This window comes from Photobacterium angustum (assembly GCF_002954615.1).
In the GTDB taxonomy this organism is placed as follows: domain Bacteria; phylum Pseudomonadota; class Gammaproteobacteria; order Enterobacterales; family Vibrionaceae; genus Photobacterium; species Photobacterium angustum_A.
The window spans coordinates 86,183-104,744 of record NZ_MSCJ01000002.1; the positions used below are offsets into that span (position 1 = coordinate 86,183).

Annotated in this window: 15 protein-coding genes; 13 read left to right on the top strand and 2 right to left on the bottom strand. The window is 44.2% G+C overall.

Going from position 1 to position 18,562, the window contains the following annotated elements:
- Nucleotides 1–76 precede the first annotated feature (76 nt).
- The 5 genes from BTO08_RS14075 (at nt 77) to BTO08_RS14095 (ending at nt 4,405) form a co-directional block, all read left to right on the top strand.
- On the top strand, nt 77–658 hold the full coding sequence (locus BTO08_RS14075; RefSeq protein WP_105061391.1) for a thioredoxin family protein: 582 nt from the start codon (nt 77–79) through the stop codon (nt 656–658).
- 160 nt (nt 659–818) lie between these two features.
- Nucleotides 819–1,448: a response regulator transcription factor gene (locus BTO08_RS14080; protein ID WP_005372631.1), complete on the top strand. Its 630-nt coding sequence runs from the start codon at nt 819–821 to the stop codon at nt 1,446–1,448.
- A gap of 145 nt (nt 1,449–1,593) precedes the next feature.
- Entirely contained in the window at nt 1,594–2,226 is a 633-nt protein-coding gene (locus BTO08_RS14085) for a MarC family protein (protein WP_039872906.1), read from the top strand.
- Between the two features lie 197 nt (nt 2,227–2,423).
- Complete coding sequence (locus tag BTO08_RS14090) at nt 2,424–2,690, top strand: DUF4212 domain-containing protein (protein WP_005372635.1); 267 nt, start codon at nt 2,424–2,426, stop codon at nt 2,688–2,690.
- Nucleotides 2,691–2,701: 11 nt separating this feature from the next.
- Nucleotides 2,702–4,405 carry a sodium:solute symporter family protein gene (locus BTO08_RS14095; RefSeq protein ID WP_005372636.1) on the top strand — a complete coding sequence of 568 codons (1,704 nt, stop codon included), beginning with the start codon at nt 2,702–2,704 and terminating at the stop codon, nt 4,403–4,405.
- A 75-nt stretch (nt 4,406–4,480) separates the two neighbouring features.
- Here BTO08_RS14095 and BTO08_RS14100 read toward each other — a convergent pair whose 3' ends face one another.
- Nucleotides 4,481–7,933: a hybrid sensor histidine kinase/response regulator gene (locus BTO08_RS14100; protein WP_105061392.1), complete on the bottom strand. Its 3,453-nt coding sequence runs from the start codon at nt 7,931–7,933 to the stop codon at nt 4,481–4,483.
- Between the two features lie 170 nt (nt 7,934–8,103).
- On the bottom strand, nt 8,104–9,279 hold the full coding sequence (locus BTO08_RS14105) for a 3-phenylpropionate MFS transporter (protein ID WP_105061393.1): 1,176 nt from the start codon (nt 9,277–9,279) through the stop codon (nt 8,104–8,106).
- Nucleotides 9,280–9,664: 385 nt separating this feature from the next.
- Between BTO08_RS14105 and acs the strand changes: the two genes are divergently transcribed.
- The 8 genes from acs to dusB all read left to right on the top strand — a co-directional run bounded on the left by acs (nt 9,665) and on the right by dusB (nt 18,545).
- Nucleotides 9,665–11,614: an acetate--CoA ligase gene (gene acs, locus BTO08_RS14110; RefSeq protein ID WP_105061394.1), complete on the top strand. Its 1,950-nt coding sequence runs from the start codon at nt 9,665–9,667 to the stop codon at nt 11,612–11,614.
- 497 nt (nt 11,615–12,111) lie between these two features.
- Nucleotides 12,112–12,564, top strand: coding sequence for a type II 3-dehydroquinate dehydratase (aroQ, locus tag BTO08_RS14115; protein ID WP_105061395.1), 453 nt, complete (start codon nt 12,112–12,114; stop codon nt 12,562–12,564).
- Between the two features lie 27 nt (nt 12,565–12,591).
- Nucleotides 12,592–13,068 carry an acetyl-CoA carboxylase biotin carboxyl carrier protein gene (gene accB / locus BTO08_RS14120; RefSeq protein WP_105061396.1) on the top strand — a complete coding sequence of 159 codons (477 nt, stop codon included), beginning with the start codon at nt 12,592–12,594 and terminating at the stop codon, nt 13,066–13,068.
- 14 nt (nt 13,069–13,082) lie between these two features.
- Nucleotides 13,083–14,426 carry an acetyl-CoA carboxylase biotin carboxylase subunit gene (gene accC / locus BTO08_RS14125; protein WP_105061397.1) on the top strand — a complete coding sequence of 448 codons (1,344 nt, stop codon included), beginning with the start codon at nt 13,083–13,085 and terminating at the stop codon, nt 14,424–14,426.
- A 197-nt stretch (nt 14,427–14,623) separates the two neighbouring features.
- A complete protein-coding gene (locus BTO08_RS14130) occupies nt 14,624–14,905 on the top strand; it encodes a YhdT family protein (protein WP_045084725.1) in 282 nt (93 codons plus the stop codon).
- Nucleotides 14,898–16,355, top strand: a complete 1,458-nt coding sequence (gene panF, locus BTO08_RS14135; protein ID WP_105061398.1) for a sodium/pantothenate symporter — start codon at nt 14,898–14,900, stop codon at nt 16,353–16,355. Before BTO08_RS14130 ends, panF begins: the two co-directional genes overlap by 8 nt.
- Nucleotides 16,356–16,518: 163 nt before the next feature.
- Nucleotides 16,519–17,403: a 50S ribosomal protein L11 methyltransferase gene (gene prmA, locus BTO08_RS14140; protein WP_045130902.1), complete on the top strand. Its 885-nt coding sequence runs from the start codon at nt 16,519–16,521 to the stop codon at nt 17,401–17,403.
- Between the two features lie 176 nt (nt 17,404–17,579).
- On the top strand, nt 17,580–18,545 hold the full coding sequence (dusB, locus tag BTO08_RS14145; protein ID WP_198038472.1) for a tRNA dihydrouridine synthase DusB: 966 nt from the start codon (nt 17,580–17,582) through the stop codon (nt 18,543–18,545).
- Nucleotides 18,546–18,562: the final 17 nt, after the last annotated feature.

Genomic DNA, 18,562 nt, shown 5'->3' on the forward strand with positions numbered 1-18,562 from the left:
ACTTTGACATCCATTAACACAAATTTAAGAAATTATTGCTAAGATAATAACACCCTAAAATATAAGAGTTATCACTATGATGTTATTAACGAATTACCCGATTATCATGGCGATAGCGATTATATGTATCCTACTATCTTGCGGAACACTCTGGTTTATCTGCCGCAACCCTATTCCATATAAAGGGTTATATAGTATTGGGCTTGGAATCATTATTGGTCTGTGCTCTATTTTCCTCTTTACCACAATTAAACATTTAGAGCGTCAAGCGAACCTGACTTCTAAACCAACATTTATCGCTATCCAATCGATTGATGATTTAGATATCGCATTAGCAGAAGCTGCCAGCCAAAATAAGCCCGTGCTGCTAGATGTAACAGCAGATTGGTGTACACCTTGTATTGCCTATAAGAAAGAAGTTTTTCCCTCTCCATATGTAGCTAAGCAGCTAGCAAAATATACCTTACTCGAAGCGAATGTGACCGCTAATACCCCACAAGATCTAGCGTTGATGCAGCAGCTAAATGTCATAGGTTTCCCAACATTATTGTTCTGGGATAATAATGGTAACCAAGCAACGAAAGCCCGAGTAACAGGGTTTATGGATGCCAGTAAATTTAGTGAACACCTGCACCAACAAGCACTGCATCTCCAGTAACGATTTGCAGAAAAACAGTCACATTTAACAAAATAGAAGTGTTGAGTTACAACTAAAATGAATGATTAAGGATCAACTTCAGATCTTTATGGTATGAAAATTGCGCAGTAATCAGTGAAGTGTTAGCGTTAGTTTATTAATAATAAAAATAAGCACTGCCATGGAAGCTCAGCACACTATTGTTATTGCCGATGATCATCCTCTGTTTCGTAATGCCCTGTTCCAATCAGTCCATATGGCGATTAGCGGTGCAAACCTGCTCGAGGCAGACTCCCTTGATTCTTTATTTGCGTTGTTAGAAAAAGAGCCTGATGTCGATTTGCTCTTACTCGATCTCAAAATGCCTGGTGCAAATGGCATGTCTGGATTAATCCAACTCCGTCAGCAATACCCCGAATTACCGACTGTTGTGATCTCTGCCAGCGAAGAAGAAAAAGTCATTCGTCAGGTTCATAGTCATGGCGCGTTTGGATTTATTCCAAAATCAAGTGATATGCGTGCGTTGATCTCAGCACTAAATCAAGTCCTCGATGGCGAACCTTTCTTTCCTGAAGACATCGCAGATAACAATAACGCTTATCGAGATCTAGCAGATAAAATTGCTACCCTAACGCCACAGCAATATAAAGTATTAGGCATGTTGTCAGATGGCTTACTCAACAAACAGATTGCTTACGAGCTAACTGTTTCTGAAGCAACAATCAAAGCACACATGACCGCGATATTTCGCAAGCTTGAAGTCAAAAATAGAACCCAAGCCGTTATATTGTTGCAGCAGCTGGATCTATAACAACCATTTCACTATCGGCCTGATAATATTTTGTTACGTTATCATGCCTTAAATAAAATGTGACTAAACATCACAAGTGAATATTTTGATACACTCGTAAGTGGCTACTCACACTATTTCGTTGCCTTAGCTTATGGAGGGTCGTTTGCTTACTGCCTTAGTTACTCAATTTGTTCTTATTTGGGCTGTTATTGATCCTATCGGTTCAGTCCCCGTTTACCTTTCTCAAACCCAACGATTAACTGCACAGCAACAACGTATTGTTGCTTTAAAAGCCGTTGCTATTGCAACAGGTGTATTATTGTTTTTTGTTATTGTCGGTCAGGTATTATTAGAAGCGATGCAAATTCCATTGCCCGCTTTTCAAGCTGCTGGCGGACTCGTTCTACTACTTTTTGCCTTGACCATGATTTTTGGTGAGGGGAAAGTCGATCATGAATGTAAAATTAGCAAAGAAGAGGTCGCTCATTCAGAGTTGGGCAGCTTAGCTGTCTATCCACTTGCTATTCCCTCCATTGCATCTCCTGGCGCCATGATGGCTATCGTGATGCTGACAGATAACAACCGCTACGCCTTAAGTGAACAAATCATTACGACACTTGTGATGATATCAGTGTTAATGATTACCCTATTACTCTTACTTGGTGCCAACAAAATCCAACGATACATTGGTAATGTAGGCGCTGCGATCATCAGCCGTGTCATGGGATTGATATTGGCCGCTGTTGCCGTTAATAATCTTTTAATGGGAATAAAAGATTTCTACCTATTAACTTAGACTTTTGGCTAATCATAATCGTCCCTCCATTATTAAAAGCGATTTACAGCTCACAAAAACGCCCTCATCTGGGCGTTTTTTCTTTTTTCCCCCTCGACTAAAGTTGCACAGATAGAATCTACTTTCATTGCTATTGTTTCTTTCGTAACAATTTATTAACAACGAATATCGTATTTTTAATTGTGAAGGAGATAACAATGGCGTTCGCATCCAAGGAGCAAGCACAAGCCTATTGGAAAGAAAATCTCAGTATCATGGGATCGCTACTCGCAATCTGGTTTGGTGTTTCGTATGGCGCAGGGATCTTATTTGTTGATGCTCTCAATACCATTCAAATTGGTGGCTTCAAGTTAGGTTTTTGGTTCTCGCAGCAAGGGGCGATTTATACCTTTGTCATTCTGATCTTTGTTTATGTTAATCGCATGAATGCACTCGATCGTAAATTCAACGTTCAGGAAGATTAAGGAAGCGTCACATGGATATTCAAACTTGGACATTTATTCTAGTCGGCATTACATTCGCGATTTATATCGGTATTGCCATTTGGGCTCGTGCGGGATCAACCAGTGAGTTCTATGTTGCTGGCGGTGGTGTCCATCCTGTCGCTAACGGCATGGCAACAGCAGCAGACTGGATGTCAGCCGCCTCATTTATTTCAATGGCAGGGATCATCTCATTTATTGGTTACGATGGTGGTGTCTACTTAATGGGGTGGACTGGCGGCTACGTATTATTAGCACTATGTCTGGCACCTTACTTACGTAAATTCGGTAAATTTACGGTACCTGATTTTATCGGCGATCGTTATTATTCTAAAACTGCACGTATGGTGGCTGTGTTCTGTGCCATTTTTGTTTCATTCACTTATGTAGCAGGCCAAATGCGTGGGGTCGGGGTGGTATTCGCTCGTTTCTTAGAAGTGGATATCAACATGGGGATCATTATCGGTATGGGGATAGTCTTCTTCTACGCGGTAATGGGTGGTATGAAAGGGATTACCTATACCCAAGTCGCGCAATATTGTGTGTTAATTTTTGCCTTCATGGTTCCCGCTATTTTTACTTCTTTAATGATGACAGGATCCCCTATTCCACAATTTGGTTTAGGCTCAACGGTTAATGGTTCTGAAACGTATCTACTTGAAAAACTCGATGGTTTAACCACCGAGCTTGGCTTCACTGCTTACACCGATGGTTCAAAAAGTATGGTCGATGTGTTCTTCATCTGTGCCGCTCTTATGGTAGGAACTGCAGGTCTACCTCACGTAATCATCCGTTTCTTCACTGTGCCCAAAGTAAAAGATGCACGCGTATCAGCGGGCTGGGCATTAGTCTTTATTGCCATTTTATACACTACCGCACCAGCTGTTGCCGCATTTGCCCGTGTAAACATGATTGATACGATCAATGGCCCAGACATGAAAGGGGTTCCTGCCGAGCAAGCACCTGGTTGGGTGAAAAACTGGGAAAAAACGGGCCTTGTAGCGTGGGAAGATAAAAATAATGACGGCAAGATGTTCTACTCTGGCGATGATCGTAATGAAATGAAGATCAACCGTGACATCATTGTATTAGCGAGCCCTGAACTTGCTAAGTTACCTAACTGGGTTGTCGCACTGCTTGCCGCCGGTGGTTTAGCTGCCGCACTATCAACCGCAGCGGGATTACTACTGGTGATCTCCACCTCTATTTCACATGATTTACTGAAAAAAGGCTTTAAACCGAACATGACCGACAAACAAGAGTTACTCGCCGCCCGTATTGGTGCCGCCGTAGCGATTGTGGGTGCGGGCTACTTAGGAATTAATCCACCTGGCTTTGTTGCTCAAGTGGTTGCTTTCTCATTCGGCTTAGCCGCCGCGTCTTTCTTCCCTGCCATTATTCTTGGGATCTTCTATAAGAAGATGAATAAATCAGGGGCGATAGCAGGCATGATTTCGGGTATTACTTTCACTGCAGCCTACATTATTTACTTCAAATTTATTAACCCTGCAGCAAGTACACCTGACAACTGGTTCTTTGGTATTAGCCCAGAAGGGATCGGTACGCTTGGTATGTGTCTAAACTTTGTTGTCGCGATTGTGGTGAATAAGTTTACTGCCGAAGTACCTGATGATGTCCAAGAGATGGTGGAATCTATCCGCTTCCCTCAAGGCTCTGGCGCTGCCCAAGATCACTAAGCAACACCTCACTTCTCCTTAGCTATACTTCCCTAGCTTTTGCGGAGTCCATTGGACTCCGCCTTTTTCTTTGTACTAACTCGTAACAGGCAGACATTGATTCAGTACCGCGCGAAGCTTTAATGGCTTAACTGGTTTACTGATAAATCCAAAACCATGACCTCGGATCGCGGCCTGATTTTCGGTCATTCTATCTGCGCTAATCACCACCCCTTTAAAACTATCACCTAACCTTGAACGGCATTGCAACAATACTTCTAATCCTGTTTGTTGATGGGATAAATGGTAATCACTAAAGATCACATCGGGTTGCCACTGTTGTTCGAGAGCACACATAGCTTCATCAAGATTTTCAGCTAATTTAACCTCACAGCCCCAGCGAGTGAGTAAGGTTTCCATTCCTAATAAAATGTCACTTTCATTATCGACACACAGCACTTTCAATCCAGCTAATGGCGCTTTGATCTCGGTAGTGGATACCTGCGTACAAGCAGCTAGCATAGACGCATTACCTAATGGTACTGATAACGAAAATACCGTGCCTTTTCCCTGCCATGAGCGTAAATCTAATGGGTGATCCAATACCCGTGAGATCCCACGCGCAATCGCCAGCCCTAACCCCAAACCATGCTCGCTCCCTGTTTGTTCTATACGGGTAAATTCATCAAAGATATTGGTCTGCTTTTCTATCGGGATCCCCGGTCCATTGTCCCAAACCTCAATCTGCAAACGCAGGCCTCGACGCCTCACACCTAACAACACTTTACCGCTAGGGTTATAACGAAAAGCATTGGTTAAGAAATTTTGCAAAGCACGGCGTAAGAGCTTGGCATCTGAGATGATCACCGCATCACTGCATACCACATCAAAGGTGATCTGTTGTTGTTGCGCTAAAGCACCAAATTCAGCCGATAATGTATTGAGTACATCACTGACTTTAAACGGCACAATATGCGTTTGTAATTTACCTGCCTCTAAACGAGAAACATCCAACAGATCTCCAATCAGATCTTCTGCTGCTCCTAATGCACTTTCGATATGAGTGGCTAAACGCGCACTTTCTTTGCCCTCAGCGACTTCTGTTAACGAAGAAGAAAAGAGGCGCGCGGCATTGAGCGGTTGCATCAAATCATGACTCACCGCCGCTAAAAAGCGACTTTTGGATTGCGCTTGTTGCTCCGCTTGCTGAGTGGCTATCATTAATTGATGATTCAATTGTTCAAGCTGTTGGGTCCGTTCTTTAACTCGCGCTTCAAGGTTTTCATTGGCTTCTTTTAATGCCATTTCAACCTGACGAAACGCGGTAATATCACTAAAACTCATCACAAAGCCACCACCAGGCATTGGGTTACCTTGCACTTCTATCACTTGTCCATCAGGGCGAATTCGCGATGACGTATGTGCCGTTCCCCGCTGTAAATGCTCAACTCGTTTAGCAACATGTGCTTCAGGATCGCCGGGGCCACATAATCCTTGCTCAGCGTTATACCGAATCACATCAGTAATTGGGCGACCCACTTGGATCAAGCCCGGAGGAAAAGAAAACTGCTCTAAATACCGTTGGTTCCATGCCACCAGCCGAAGCTGTTTATCAACCACAGCAATACCTTGGCTAATATGTTCAATCGCTCCTTGTAATAACCCTCGGCTAAAATCAAACAACTCAGAAGCTTCATCAACAATCGTTGCGACTTCTTCTAATTGCATGTTTCTTCCTTGCAAAGCAGAAGTAAGCACTAACCTTGCTGAAGATGCACCAAAAACGCCAGCCAATACTCTTTCGGTATGGCGGATCATGCTGGCAGAAGCTTGTTGTTGAGGATCTAAACGATTGTCTTGCTGCTCGGCAAACTGAGCAAATGCATGTCTAACGCGTTTACGGCCAACAAAACGAGAAGCCAACATTTCTAATTCTGCAACCGTCACACGGGTTTGATATAAGCTCCCATCTTCTGTTTCTGCAGGAGAAGCACCAACAAAAGAAGCCGCTTGTAAACGTTCAGTGAGCGACGAGCGCGTTATTAATGAAATCCCGACAAACAAACTGACATTGACGCATAAACTCAACAACATGCCCCAATCAACAGAAGATAAACTTCGTAAAATAGGCAGTTGCGGTGGGCTTAATATCCACAGTAGAAAATTACTACCAGCATCCCCTGCCAACATACTGGTTTGGCTCATCATGGTAATAAGCCAAATCGTCATCCCACCAACTAAACCGGTATACACGCCTTTTTTATTACCAAAGCGCCAGTAAATACCGCCGAGCAACGCTGGGGCAAATTGTGCAATCGCAGCAAATGACAATAAACCTATAGCCGACAGTGAATGGACATTATCTAGCACATGGTAAAAGCCCCATGCCGCAAGTAATAACACCGCAATTAACACCCGACGGACATTTAATAATAAACCTGAAAAGGCAGAAAAATTACGCGGTCCAATGCGTACTCGACGTAGCATTAATGGCATCACTAAATCATTCGATACCATAATTGCCAAAGCGATAGTTGATACAATGACCATCCCTGTCGCCGCTGAAGCACCACCGATAAAAGCGAGTAGCGCAATGCCGTTCGCACCTTGCTGTAAGGGCAAATTAATTACGTAAGTGTCGGCTAACACATTCGGCAGTAATTGCTGGCCAATCAAAGCAAGAGGGATAACAAAAATCCCCATTAAGAACAGGTAACAAGGAAAAATCCAACGGGCTTTATGTAAATCAGCTTGGCTATGGTTTTCCACTACAATGGTATGGAATTGACGAGGCAAACAGATAATTGCCGCCATGGTAAGTAACATATGAATAAATAAGCTACCGACATTAGGCGATGTATAAGTAAGTGATTGCCAACTTAGTGCGTTGAGCTGAGGAGCGGTTTTAAATAAACTCAGCGCAAAAATTCCGACCGCGAGAAACGCAGCAAGCTTGATCAATGATTCAAACGCTATCGCCATCATCATACCGCGGTGATGCTCGGTAGAATCAATATGCCGAGTACCAAACAAAATAGAGAAGACTGCGAGTACACCAGATACTATCCACGCAGTATCTAATCCTTCGAGATTGAACATCTCGCCTAAATTCGGCGTGATCTGTTCAAGCCCCAGCGTAATGCCACGCAACTGCAACGCGATATAAGGCAAAATACCGATCACCGCAATCACGGTGACGAGCATTGCTAACCCTTGCGACTTTCCGTAACGGGCTGCGATAAAATCTGCTATCGATGTAATGTGTTCTCGCTTAGCAATAAAGATCAGCCGCGCTAAGACTTTCCAGCCTAAGGTAAATACGATAATTGGTGCGAGATAAATGGGGAGGAAAGACCACAGCTCACGGCTAGCTTGTCCCACCGTGCCAAAGAAACTCCATGAGGTACAATACACCGCAATGGATAAACTATATATCCACGGTCGCCACCCTGCTAACCATTGGCTTTTTTTATCGCCATACCATGCAATCGCGAACAGTACGCCGAGATATACCAGTGATACGGTTATAACAATCCATCCCTGTACCATCACACATCATCCTTTTTAAACTGATTTACCACTGTAACTAAGTTCTCACAGCTTACTCAATCCTGTCTGATCACAGTTCTCTCAGTAAGATAGTGAGCCTTCTCTTTTCTTCGTCGCAATAAAAAAGCGCAGCCATCAAGACTGCGCTTTAAATTGAAAGTTAGTAATCACTACGCTTTACTGGTTTTATATTCCGTCGTCGCGATCTGTTGGGGCGGTGTTAAACGAATAAAAAACACAGGAAAAGCCATCGCAGCCATGATCCAAAAGACATTCGCGCCCCAATTGCCATACATCCATCCACTCATCGACGTTAATATTGCCATTACCGCCCCAAGAGGAATCGCATTATATAGCGATTGCAGCGCGACAGAATGGTTACTCGGCTGTTGTTGAATATAACGAATCGCCGCTAAGTGAGCAGCAGCAAAAGTTACGCCATGTAGAGCTTGAACGGGAAACATCAGCCATTGATCTGTCAAAGTGGCGGTTAATCCCCATCGCACCAAGACACCGAATGCTGCTAAGCGAAACATATTATTTACCGACCAACCAGAAAATAAGCGCTTACTAACTAGAAATACCATAACTTCTGCAACAACACTGAAACTCCATAGGTAACCAATCATTGATTCACTAAAACCAATTTTCTGCCAGTAGATAGAACTAAAACCATAATAAGCCGCATGGCTACCTTGCAGTAATGCCGCAATCACAATCAACTTAATCACCGCACCATTACGTAAAATCCCCCACAATGCAGGGCGAACTTGCTCAGAGCTCCCTTCATCAAATGGCATAATCGCAGGGTTTCTTGCCGCCATTAATTGTGAGAAAGCTAATCCAGATAATGCCACCCACGGAATGATATCGGCACCATAGTGATTAGCCAGCATCCCTACTACCGTTGAACCCGCAATAAAGGCAATCGATCCCCATAAACGGGTGCGACCATAATCAAGATGCCCATCTTTTGCATAATGGTTCACGATAGCATCAGAAATTGGCACGATAGGCCCTGCTGATAAATTAAATAAGATAGTGACAGCAGCAAGTACCCATAATCCCCCACCACCGACAATATAAAAAATACAAGCAAGCAGACCGAGCAGAGTAAAACCTCGTAAAGCAGGGATAAGATGCTCTACTTTATGGATACGCGGGGTTAAGACTAAATTAGCTAAGCAACGAACGGCAAAACCTAAACCCAACAGCAACCCAATATCAGAATCATCCACTCCAATATGCTTAAACCAAATAGCCCAAAATGGCAGGTAAACACCGTAAGAGAAGAAGAAGCCCCACAAGTATTGTGAGCTCCAGCTGTAAGGCGAACGTGTAAACATAGTGATCTCGCATAATGTGGTGAATAAAAAAGCAACATATTATGACTTAGTTTTCTTCTCAAACTAATGTCAGTGCGCAATTTAACCCCACCAATAACACATAATTACTCTAATAGTGCGACGGAGATCTCCTTTCAATTTTTATTCGCCTCACACTATCACTCAAGTTCAGATATCCCTCTACAAATTGTCATGAAAAATCCATGTAACTTGCATTTACGCCCTTTGATCCAGCTCTCTCATCCTAAAGTCTAATTGTAGACACACACAAAATGGCACAACGTATACGCAGCACAAAACAACTATAAAAAGTCAGTTTGCTCACCCTTATTACATCGGCTAAGGATGCAGGGCGCATAAAGTATAAGAACTCAAGGAGAATAGGATGAGTGAGGTTCACGTTTATCCGGTCAATGAGACCATCGCAAAAACAGCTCATATCAATGAAGAGCAATACCGTGAGATGTATCAGCAATCAGTGATTAACCCTGAAGGTTTTTGGCGTGAACATGGCCAAATCGTTGATTGGATGACACCATTTACTAAAGTTAAAAACACCTCATTTGATACCGGCCACGTCAGCATTAAATGGTTTGAAGACGGTGAGCTTAATGTCTCTGCTAACTGTATTGATCGCCACCTCGCGACCAAAGGCGATCAAGCAGCAATTATTTGGGAAGGTGATGATCCTAATGATGATGCCACCCTAACCTACAATGAATTACATCAAGAAGTCTGTCAGTTTGCTAACGCCCTGAAGAGCCAAGGTGTACGTAAAGGTGACGTGGTATGTCTTTACATGCCAATGGTTGCAGAAGCGGCAATTGCAATGCTCGCTTGTACCCGTATTGGCGCGGTGCACACTATCGTCTTTGGTGGTTTCTCTCCAGAAGCCTTGGCTGGACGTATTATCGATTCAAATGCAAAAGTGGTTGTTACTGCTGATGAAGGCGTACGTGGTGGTCGTGCCGTTCCCCTTAAGAAAAATGTCGATGACGCGCTAGTCAACCCTGAAGTAACGACAGTTGAAAAAGTGGTTGTCTTTAAACGTACAGGCGGTGAAGTTGCTTGGAATGATGAGCGCGATGTATGGTGGCATGAAGCAACAGCTGTGGCTTCAGCTCACTGTGCTCCTGAGCCAATGAACGCTGAAGATCCTCTATTTATTCTTTACACGTCAGGCTCAACGGGTAAGCCTAAAGGTGTACTTCACACCACAGGTGGCTATCTGGTATACGCCACGATGACGTTTAAATATGTATTTGATTACCAAGAAGGTGATGTGTACTGGTGTACCGCAGATGTCGGTTGGATCACAGGTCACAGCTACTTGGTATACGGACCACTTGCTAATGGCGCAACCACGGTATTATTTGAAGGTGTACCAACCTACCCATCAACCAGTCGCATGAGTGAAGTGGTGGATAAGCACCAAGTCAGCATTTTATACACAGCACCTACCGCTATTCGTGCTCTGATGGCGAAAGGTGATGAAGCAATTCAAGGTACTAACCGTTCATCATTGCGTATCATGGGCTCTGTCGGCGAACCCATTAACCCTGAAGCATGGGAATGGTATCACCGCACAATTGGCGACAAACGTTGCCCAATCGTGGATACATGGTGGCAAACAGAAACAGGCGGGATCTTAATTACGCCACTACCGGGTGCAACCGCACTAAAACCAGGCTCTGCAACACGTCCATTCTTTGGTGTACAACCAGCACTGGTTGATAACGTCGGTAATATCCTTGAAGGCGCCACTGACGGTAACTTAGTCATGACCGATTCATGGCCTGGTCAAATGCGTACGCTTTGGGGCGATCACGAACGTTTTGAGCAAACCTATTTCTCTACCTTTAAGGGGATGTACTTCACCGGTGACGGTGCGCGCCGTGATGAAGACGGTTATTACTGGATCACAGGTCGTGTCGATGACGTGTTAAATATTTCAGGTCACCGCATGGGGACGGCTGAAATTGAATCTGCACTCGTTGCTTTCGATAAGATTGCAGAAGCGGCAATTGTGGGTGTACCACATGAGATAAAAGGCCAAGCAATTTACGCTTACATCACCCTAAACGATGGTGAAATTCCAAGTGCAGAGCTGCATAAAGAAGTGAAAAACTGGGTACGTAAGGAAATCGGTCCTATCGCCACACCAGACTTCTTACATTGGACGGACGCATTACCAAAAACACGTTCAGGTAAGATCATGCGCCGAATTCTTCGTAAGATAGCAACTGGAGATACCTCAACCTTAGGTGATACTTCAACCCTTGCTGATCCAACAGTCGTTGATCGACTTATTGAAGAAAAACAAAAAGTGATGTAATCCAACTTTTTTATCAATATACAAAGGCCGCTCAATTGCGGTCTTTTTTATTTTCTCGCCATCATTATCTTCATTCAATTCAGCTAAATACCAGCATTCTCAGCCTAAAATACGCCACTTTGATCGCAATGCTGAATAAATCAACAGCTTGATTGTTGATTTATTCGTCAAATATTATCTACTGAACTTTACCGTTTTTCATCTTGTGGGAATGGTTCGAATTTAGTCATAATTATTACTAAATTCTTACACTTAGTAGAGTGAACTTGTCGTAAGATAAAACCTCTAATAGTAACGACACTCCTCACTAAGGCTTACACGTGTTCGCACAAAAAAGTGGTGATTAGACCAGTATTTTGCTGCGATTTGCGGTGAATTCACTATAATTGCTCAACAATGAACGTTTAGCAGTAAAAAAACGGACACACGGAAACAAAATTGCATAAGTCTGCAAGTTGTTAGAGTTTAACCTCATAAACAAGTGAAAATACGTCAAGATGTCGACCGTTAAACGAATTTTATTAATAAATGGACCTAACCTTAACTTATTAGGTCTACGAGAGCCGGGCCATTATGGCCATCAAACATTAACTCAAGTGGTTGATGGGCTTACTGCTAAAGCTACCCAATTAGGTGTGGCATTAGAACATATTCAATCCAACGCGGAACATGTGTTAATTGATGCAATCCATCAAGCTTATGGCAAGGTCGATTTCATCATTATCAATCCTGCAGCTTTTACTCATACGAGTGTAGCCCTTCGTGATGCCTTACTCGGCGTCGCCATTCCGTTTATTGAAGTGCATTTATCTAATGTCCACGCTCGTGAACCTTTCCGTCATCATTCTTACTTATCCGATAAAGCAGTAGGCGTGATTTGTGGCTTAGGCCCTGACGGCTATGAATTCGCCCTGAATGCAGCGGTACGTCGTCTGCATGCAGATAGCTAACTGAACAATATAAAAAGAGAAATATAAATGGATATTCGTAAAATCAAGAAGCTAATTGAGCTTGTAGAAGAATCAGGCATCGCTGAGCTAGAAATCTCTGAAGGTGAAGAATCAGTACGCATCAGCCGTAGCGTTCCAGCAACAGCAATGCCACAACAATACATGGCAGCGCCAATGGCACAACATCCTATGCCAACTGCACCTGTAGAAGCGCCAGCACCTGTAGCTGCAACTGTAGCTGCAACTGAAGCACCAGCACCTGTTGCATCAGGTCACTCTGTGCTTTCACCTATGGTTGGTACTTTCTACCGCTCTCCAAGCCCTGAAGCAAAATCATTTGTTGAAGTTGGTCAATCGGTGAATATCGGCGACACACTATGTATCGTTGAAGCGATGAAAATGATGAACCAAATCCAAGCTGACAAAGCCGGTAAAGTTGTCGCTATTCTTGCAGAAGACGGCGATGCGATTGAATTCGATCAGCCTCTTATCATCATCGAGTAATCGAGGCTCTGGCTATGTTAGATAAATTAGTAATTGCAAACCGAGGTGAAATTGCACTTCGTATCTTGCGCGCTTGTAAAGAGCTAGGGATTAAAACGGTTGCGGTTCACTCAACCGCTGACCGCGATCTTAAGCACGTTCTACTTGCTGACGAGTCAGTATGTATTGGTCCTGCACGCGGTATCGATAGTTACTTAAATATTCCTCGTATTATCAGTGCAGCTGAAATTACAGGGGCAGTCGCTATCCACCCAGGCTACGGTTTCCTTTCTGAAAATGCTGACTTCGCAGAACAAGTTGAGCGTTCAGGCTTTATTTTCGTAGGTCCAAAAGCTGACACTATTCGTCTAATGGGCGATAAAGTTTCTGCTATTACGGCAATGAAAAAAGCTGGTGTACCTTGTGTACCTGGCTCTGACGGCCCACTTGATGACGATGAAGCAAAGAACAAATCTTTTGCTAAACGTATCGGTTATCCTGTGATCATCAAAGCATCTGGTGGCGGCGGTGGTCGTGGTATGCGTGTTGTTCGTTCAGAAAATGAATTGACTGAAGCGATCGCAATGACCCGTGCTGAAGCAAAATCTTGTTTCAATAACGACATGGTTTACATGGAGAAATACCTTGAAAACCCACGTCACATTGAAGTTCAAGTCTTAGCTGATGGTCAAGGTGGCGCGATTCACTTAGGTGAGCGTGACTGTTCGATGCAGCGTCGTCACCAGAAAGTGGTTGAAGAAGCACCAGCACCGGGCATTACCGAAGAAATGCGTAAGTACATCGGTGAGCGTTGTACACGTGCATGTTTAGAGATCAATTACCGTGGCGCAGGTACATTCGAATTCCTTTACGAAAACGGTGAGTTCTACTTCATTGAAATGAACACCCGTATTCAGGTTGAGCACCCAGTAACCGAAATGGTAACAGGCGTTGACTTGATCAAAGAGCAACTACGTATTGCAGCAGGTCAACCGCTGTCATTTAGCCAAAGTGATATTCAAATTCGTGGCCATGCTATCGAATGTCGTATTAATGCTGAAGATCCAGAGCGTTTCCTACCTTGTCCAGGTACTATCGAGCGTTTCCATGCGCCAGGTGGTATGGGTATCCGTTGGGAATCACACATCTATTCAGGTTACACAGTACCGCCTTACTACGATTCAATGATCGGTAAGTTAATTGCGTACGGTGAAAATCGTGATGTAGCTATTTCTCGTATGCGTAATGCATTGAGCGAAATGATCATCGACGGCATTAAAACCAACGTTCCGCTTCAGCAAGATATTATGGCTGACGAGAACTTCCAAAAAGGTGGTGCAAACATCCACTACCTTGAGAAGAAACTCGGTCTGCAATAAGCGCACTTGCTTGACGATAAAAGGCTACCTTAGGGTAGTCTTTTTTGTTTATACACAATCTCAATTCACCTCGATTGATCGGTTCACATGGCATAACACAGTATCTTTTGCCACAATAGCCCACCTTTTTGACCAACCCTACTAGTTACTACACTGTATTTAGTAGGAAAACACTTGATAACAACTGGAGATACAGCATGAAAACGCTCTCAGCACGCTATCGCCAAGCCCATAAAGAGGCACTTTGGGCGATAGGACTAGCGTTAGCTTATTTTCTTTGGTGGTACCTATCCGCCTACGGCTTAGCGCCCGCCATCGGTGATCTAAGCATGCCAACCCTATATTTTGGCTTTCCACTCTGGTTCTTGATGTCATGCATTGTCGGCCCGATCATTTTTACCGTTATGTGCGGTGTCATGGTCAAAGTCGTCTACCGAGATCTTCCTTTAGATATTAACCACGAAGACCCCCATGAATAGCCAACTCATTATTCCTATCGTACTGTACCTTGCCGCAGTCTTTGCGATGGCACTTTATACCCGACGCTTTCAAAGCAAAGGAAACTTTCTTACCGAGTACCTAGTCGGTGGCCGTAGCATGGGCGGTTTTGTTCTTGCGATGACCCTTGCAGCCACTTACGCCAGCGCCAGCACCTTTATTGGTGGCCCAGGGGCTGCCTATAAAATGGGCTTAGGTTGGGTATTACTTGCGATGATCCAGTTACCCGCAGCATGGCTGACCCTTGGTGTACTCGGTAAGAAATTTGCCATCGAAGCGAGACGTCATAACGCATTAACCCTTAATGACATCCTTTATGCTCGCTATAAAAACCGTGGTGTCGTCATTTTTGCTTCACTGTCATTACTGATCGCCTTCTTTGGCACCATGGTCGTACAGTTTGTCGGTGGTGCGCGTCTGCTCCAAACCGTAACAGGCCTATCGTATATGCATGGCTTAATGATCTTTGCGATCACCGTAGGCCTATACACTACAATTGGTGGCTTTCGTGCTGTTGTGATGACTGATACCTTACAGGGCTTGATGATGATCATCGGTACCATTGCGTTACTGATTGGGATCGTGCATGCGGGCGGGAGTATCGGCGCATTAGTCACCAAACTTCACGATATTGATCCGGCGTTAATTACCCCTTACGGTCCAAATCACTTCCTGAGCCAGCCCTTTATGTTGAGTTTTTGGATTTTGGTCTGTTTTGGTGTTATCGGTCTGCCACATGCTGCGGTACGTTGTATGTCTTATAAAGACAGTAATTCACTGCATAAAGGCATGGTACTCAGTACTATCATGGTTGCGCTACTGATGTTTGGGATGCACTTAGCAGGCGCGTTAGGGCGTGCTATCGTGCCTGATATCGCCAGCCCCGATCAGATCATGCCAACCCTTATGGTAACCGTATTACCGCCTGTTGTAGCAGGTGTGTTCTTGGCAGGCCCAATGGCGGCCATTATGTCGACTATCGACTCACAACTCATTCAAGCTTCAGCAACACTGCTCAAAGATTTATATATCAACTATATCAATCCAAGCATTGCCAATAATGAACACGCTGAAAAGCGCCTGCCTAAATTGTCACTATGGGTAACAGGGATTTTCTCAGGTTTAGTGTTTATCGCTGCGATGAATCCGCCCGACATGATCATTTGGCTTAACTTATTAGCCTTTGGTAGCTTACAAGCCGTATTTTTATGGCCTCTTGTACTCGGCTTATATTGGAAAAAAGCTTCTGCAACTGGTGCTTTTGCTTCCATGATTGTTGGTTTGAGTAGCTACATTATTTTGTCATTTAGTAAGCCCGATATGAATGGCGTTCATGCGATTGTGCCAACACTTTTATTAGGTTTGATCGCCTTTGTCATTGGTAGCTATGCAAAACCAACAAAAGTAGAAACACCGCAATTAAGCGACTAAAATCGGCTATATCACGCTAAATAATCAACTACATTAAAGATAGTACCAGTCGGTACTATCTTTTTTTTATCTCTAGAATGGCATCTGATAATGGGGATTGGTGAAATTTCATGCTAGACTTCGCCCCCTATGTTCAAGTAGTCACAAAATAAGCGAATAAACCATGCCTTGGATTCAAATTAAACTGAACGCAACTGCAGAGAGCGCAGAAGCAATTGGCGACATGCTAATGGAAGAGACTGGTGCTCTGTCTGTCACCTTCCTAGACGCACAAGACACGCCAGTTTTCGAGCCTATGCCAGGTGAAACCCGCCTATGGGGTGATACCGATGTAATTGGTTTGTATGATGCTGAAGCCGACATGGATTTCGTGCTGAACATGCTTAAAAACAGCCCATTAATTGCTGATGATTTTGCTTATAAAATCGAGCAGTTAGAGGATAAAGACTGGGAACGTGAGTGGATGGACAACTTCCACCCAATGCGTTTCGGTCGTCGCCTATGGATCTGCCCAAGCTGGCGTGAAGCGCCAGAACCAGATGCGGTAAACGTACTATTAGATCCCGGTCTAGCATTTGGTACAGGTACTCACCCAACGACATCACTTTGTCTTGAGTGGTTAGACAGCCAAGACCTAACGGGTAAAACAGTTATCGATTTTGGTTGTGGTTCAGGCATCTTAGCTATCGCAGCACTAAAACTTGGCGCTGCAAAAGTTATTGGTATTGATATCGACCCACAAGCTATCTTAGCGTCACGTGATAACGCAGAGCGTAACGGTGTATCTGACAATCTAGAACTATACCTACCACAAGACCAGCCTCAAGGTATTCAAGCAGACGTTGTGGTTGCTAACATCCTTGCAGGTCCACTGCGTGAACTATCACCAGTGATCAAGAGCCTTGTTAAAGACGGTGGCGACTTAGCGATCTCAGGTGTACTAGAAAGCCAAGCGGCTGATGTGTCAACCTACTACGGTGATGAACTGGCTTTAGACCCAGTAATGGCACGTGAAGAGTGGTGTCGCATCTCGGGCCGTAAGGCATAATCACACTAAGTTTTGGGTGCTATTGCTGATTTTTATTTATAAATTTAATCGGTCAATTGATTGAAAATCATACGATTTTGGCAAACAAAATCATCATGCTCAATTATTGGCCTTTTCAGCAGAGCAAAAAATGCGTAAAATGCGCGCCCTTACTGGCACAGTCAGGTAGAGACATTTTGCAAATCGGTCCTTATCAACTTAAAAACCAGCTGATAGTCGCGCCTATGGCGGGTGTGACCGATCGGCCATTTCGTGAGTTATGCCTTCGCTACGGTGCAGGTATGGCTGTTAGCGAGATGATGTCGTCGAACCCAGATCTCTGGAAGACGTCTAAATCGCTCAATCGTATGGTTCACGAAGGTGAATCAGGTATTCGTTCGGTTCAGATAGCAGGGGCTGATCCAAAGTTGATGGCTGAAGCTGCACAGTTCAGTGTTGAAAACGGTGCGCAAATCATCGATATCAACATGGGATGCCCAGCAAAGAAAGTAAACAAACGATTAGCCGGTTCTGCACTACTGCAATATCCCAACCTTATCGAAGACATTCTTCGTACAGTGGTGGATGCGGTAGATGTTCCAGTTACGCTTAAAACCCGTACTGGTTGGGATCTGGAAAATAGAAACTGTGTCGACATAGCCAAACTCGCCGAACAATGCGGCATACAAGCCCTCGCCCTTCACGGACGTACCAGGGCATGTATGTACAAAGGTGAAGCGGAATATGACTACATTAGAGCGGTGAAACAAGCCATCTCGATCCCAGTTATCGCTAACGGTGATATCGATAGCCCGGAGAAAGCACGCTTTGTACTCGATTATACGGGTGCCGATGCTCTAATGATTGGCCGACCTGCACAAGGGAAGCCGTGGATTTTTAGAGAAATCCACCATTACTTAACAACTGGTGAACACCTCGCTGCCCCATCAATTGATGAGATCAGTGAAATCATGTTGGGACATGTTCAAGAACTCCACCAGTTCTACGGTGAATACCTAGGACTGCGCATTGCACGTAAACACGTGTCTTGGTACTTGAAGGAACATGCACCAGCCGGTGATTTCCGCCAGACCTTCAACGCACTCGAGGATGCTCAACAGCAACTTGATGCGCTGCAAGGCTACTTCGAAAACGTTGCATAAATACTAGAAGAGCTTAC

Excerpts from the sequence above, each read along its gene's own strand:
- BTO08_RS14075 (WP_105061391.1), top strand. The coding sequence starts at position 77 with ATGATGTTATTAACGAATTACCCGATTATCATGGCGATAGCGATTATA.
- BTO08_RS14080 (WP_005372631.1), top strand. The coding sequence starts at position 819 with ATGGAAGCTCAGCACACTATTGTTATTGCCGATGATCATCCTCTGTTT.
- BTO08_RS14090 (WP_005372635.1), top strand. The coding sequence starts at position 2,424 with ATGGCGTTCGCATCCAAGGAGCAAGCACAAGCCTATTGGAAAGAAAAT.
- BTO08_RS14095 (WP_005372636.1), top strand. The coding sequence starts at position 2,702 with ATGGATATTCAAACTTGGACATTTATTCTAGTCGGCATTACATTCGCG.
- BTO08_RS14100 (WP_105061392.1), bottom strand. The coding sequence starts at position 7,933 with ATGGTACAGGGATGGATTGTTATAACCGTATCACTGGTATATCTCGGC.
- BTO08_RS14105 (WP_105061393.1), bottom strand. The coding sequence starts at position 9,279 with ATGTTTACACGTTCGCCTTACAGCTGGAGCTCACAATACTTGTGGGGC.
- acs (WP_105061394.1), top strand. The coding sequence starts at position 9,665 with ATGAGTGAGGTTCACGTTTATCCGGTCAATGAGACCATCGCAAAAACA.
- aroQ (WP_105061395.1), top strand. The coding sequence starts at position 12,112 with ATGTCGACCGTTAAACGAATTTTATTAATAAATGGACCTAACCTTAAC.
- accB (WP_105061396.1), top strand. The coding sequence starts at position 12,592 with ATGGATATTCGTAAAATCAAGAAGCTAATTGAGCTTGTAGAAGAATCA.
- accC (WP_105061397.1), top strand. The coding sequence starts at position 13,083 with ATGTTAGATAAATTAGTAATTGCAAACCGAGGTGAAATTGCACTTCGT.
- BTO08_RS14130 (WP_045084725.1), top strand. The coding sequence starts at position 14,624 with ATGAAAACGCTCTCAGCACGCTATCGCCAAGCCCATAAAGAGGCACTT.
- panF (WP_105061398.1), top strand. The coding sequence starts at position 14,898 with ATGAATAGCCAACTCATTATTCCTATCGTACTGTACCTTGCCGCAGTC.
- prmA (WP_045130902.1), top strand. The coding sequence starts at position 16,519 with ATGCCTTGGATTCAAATTAAACTGAACGCAACTGCAGAGAGCGCAGAA.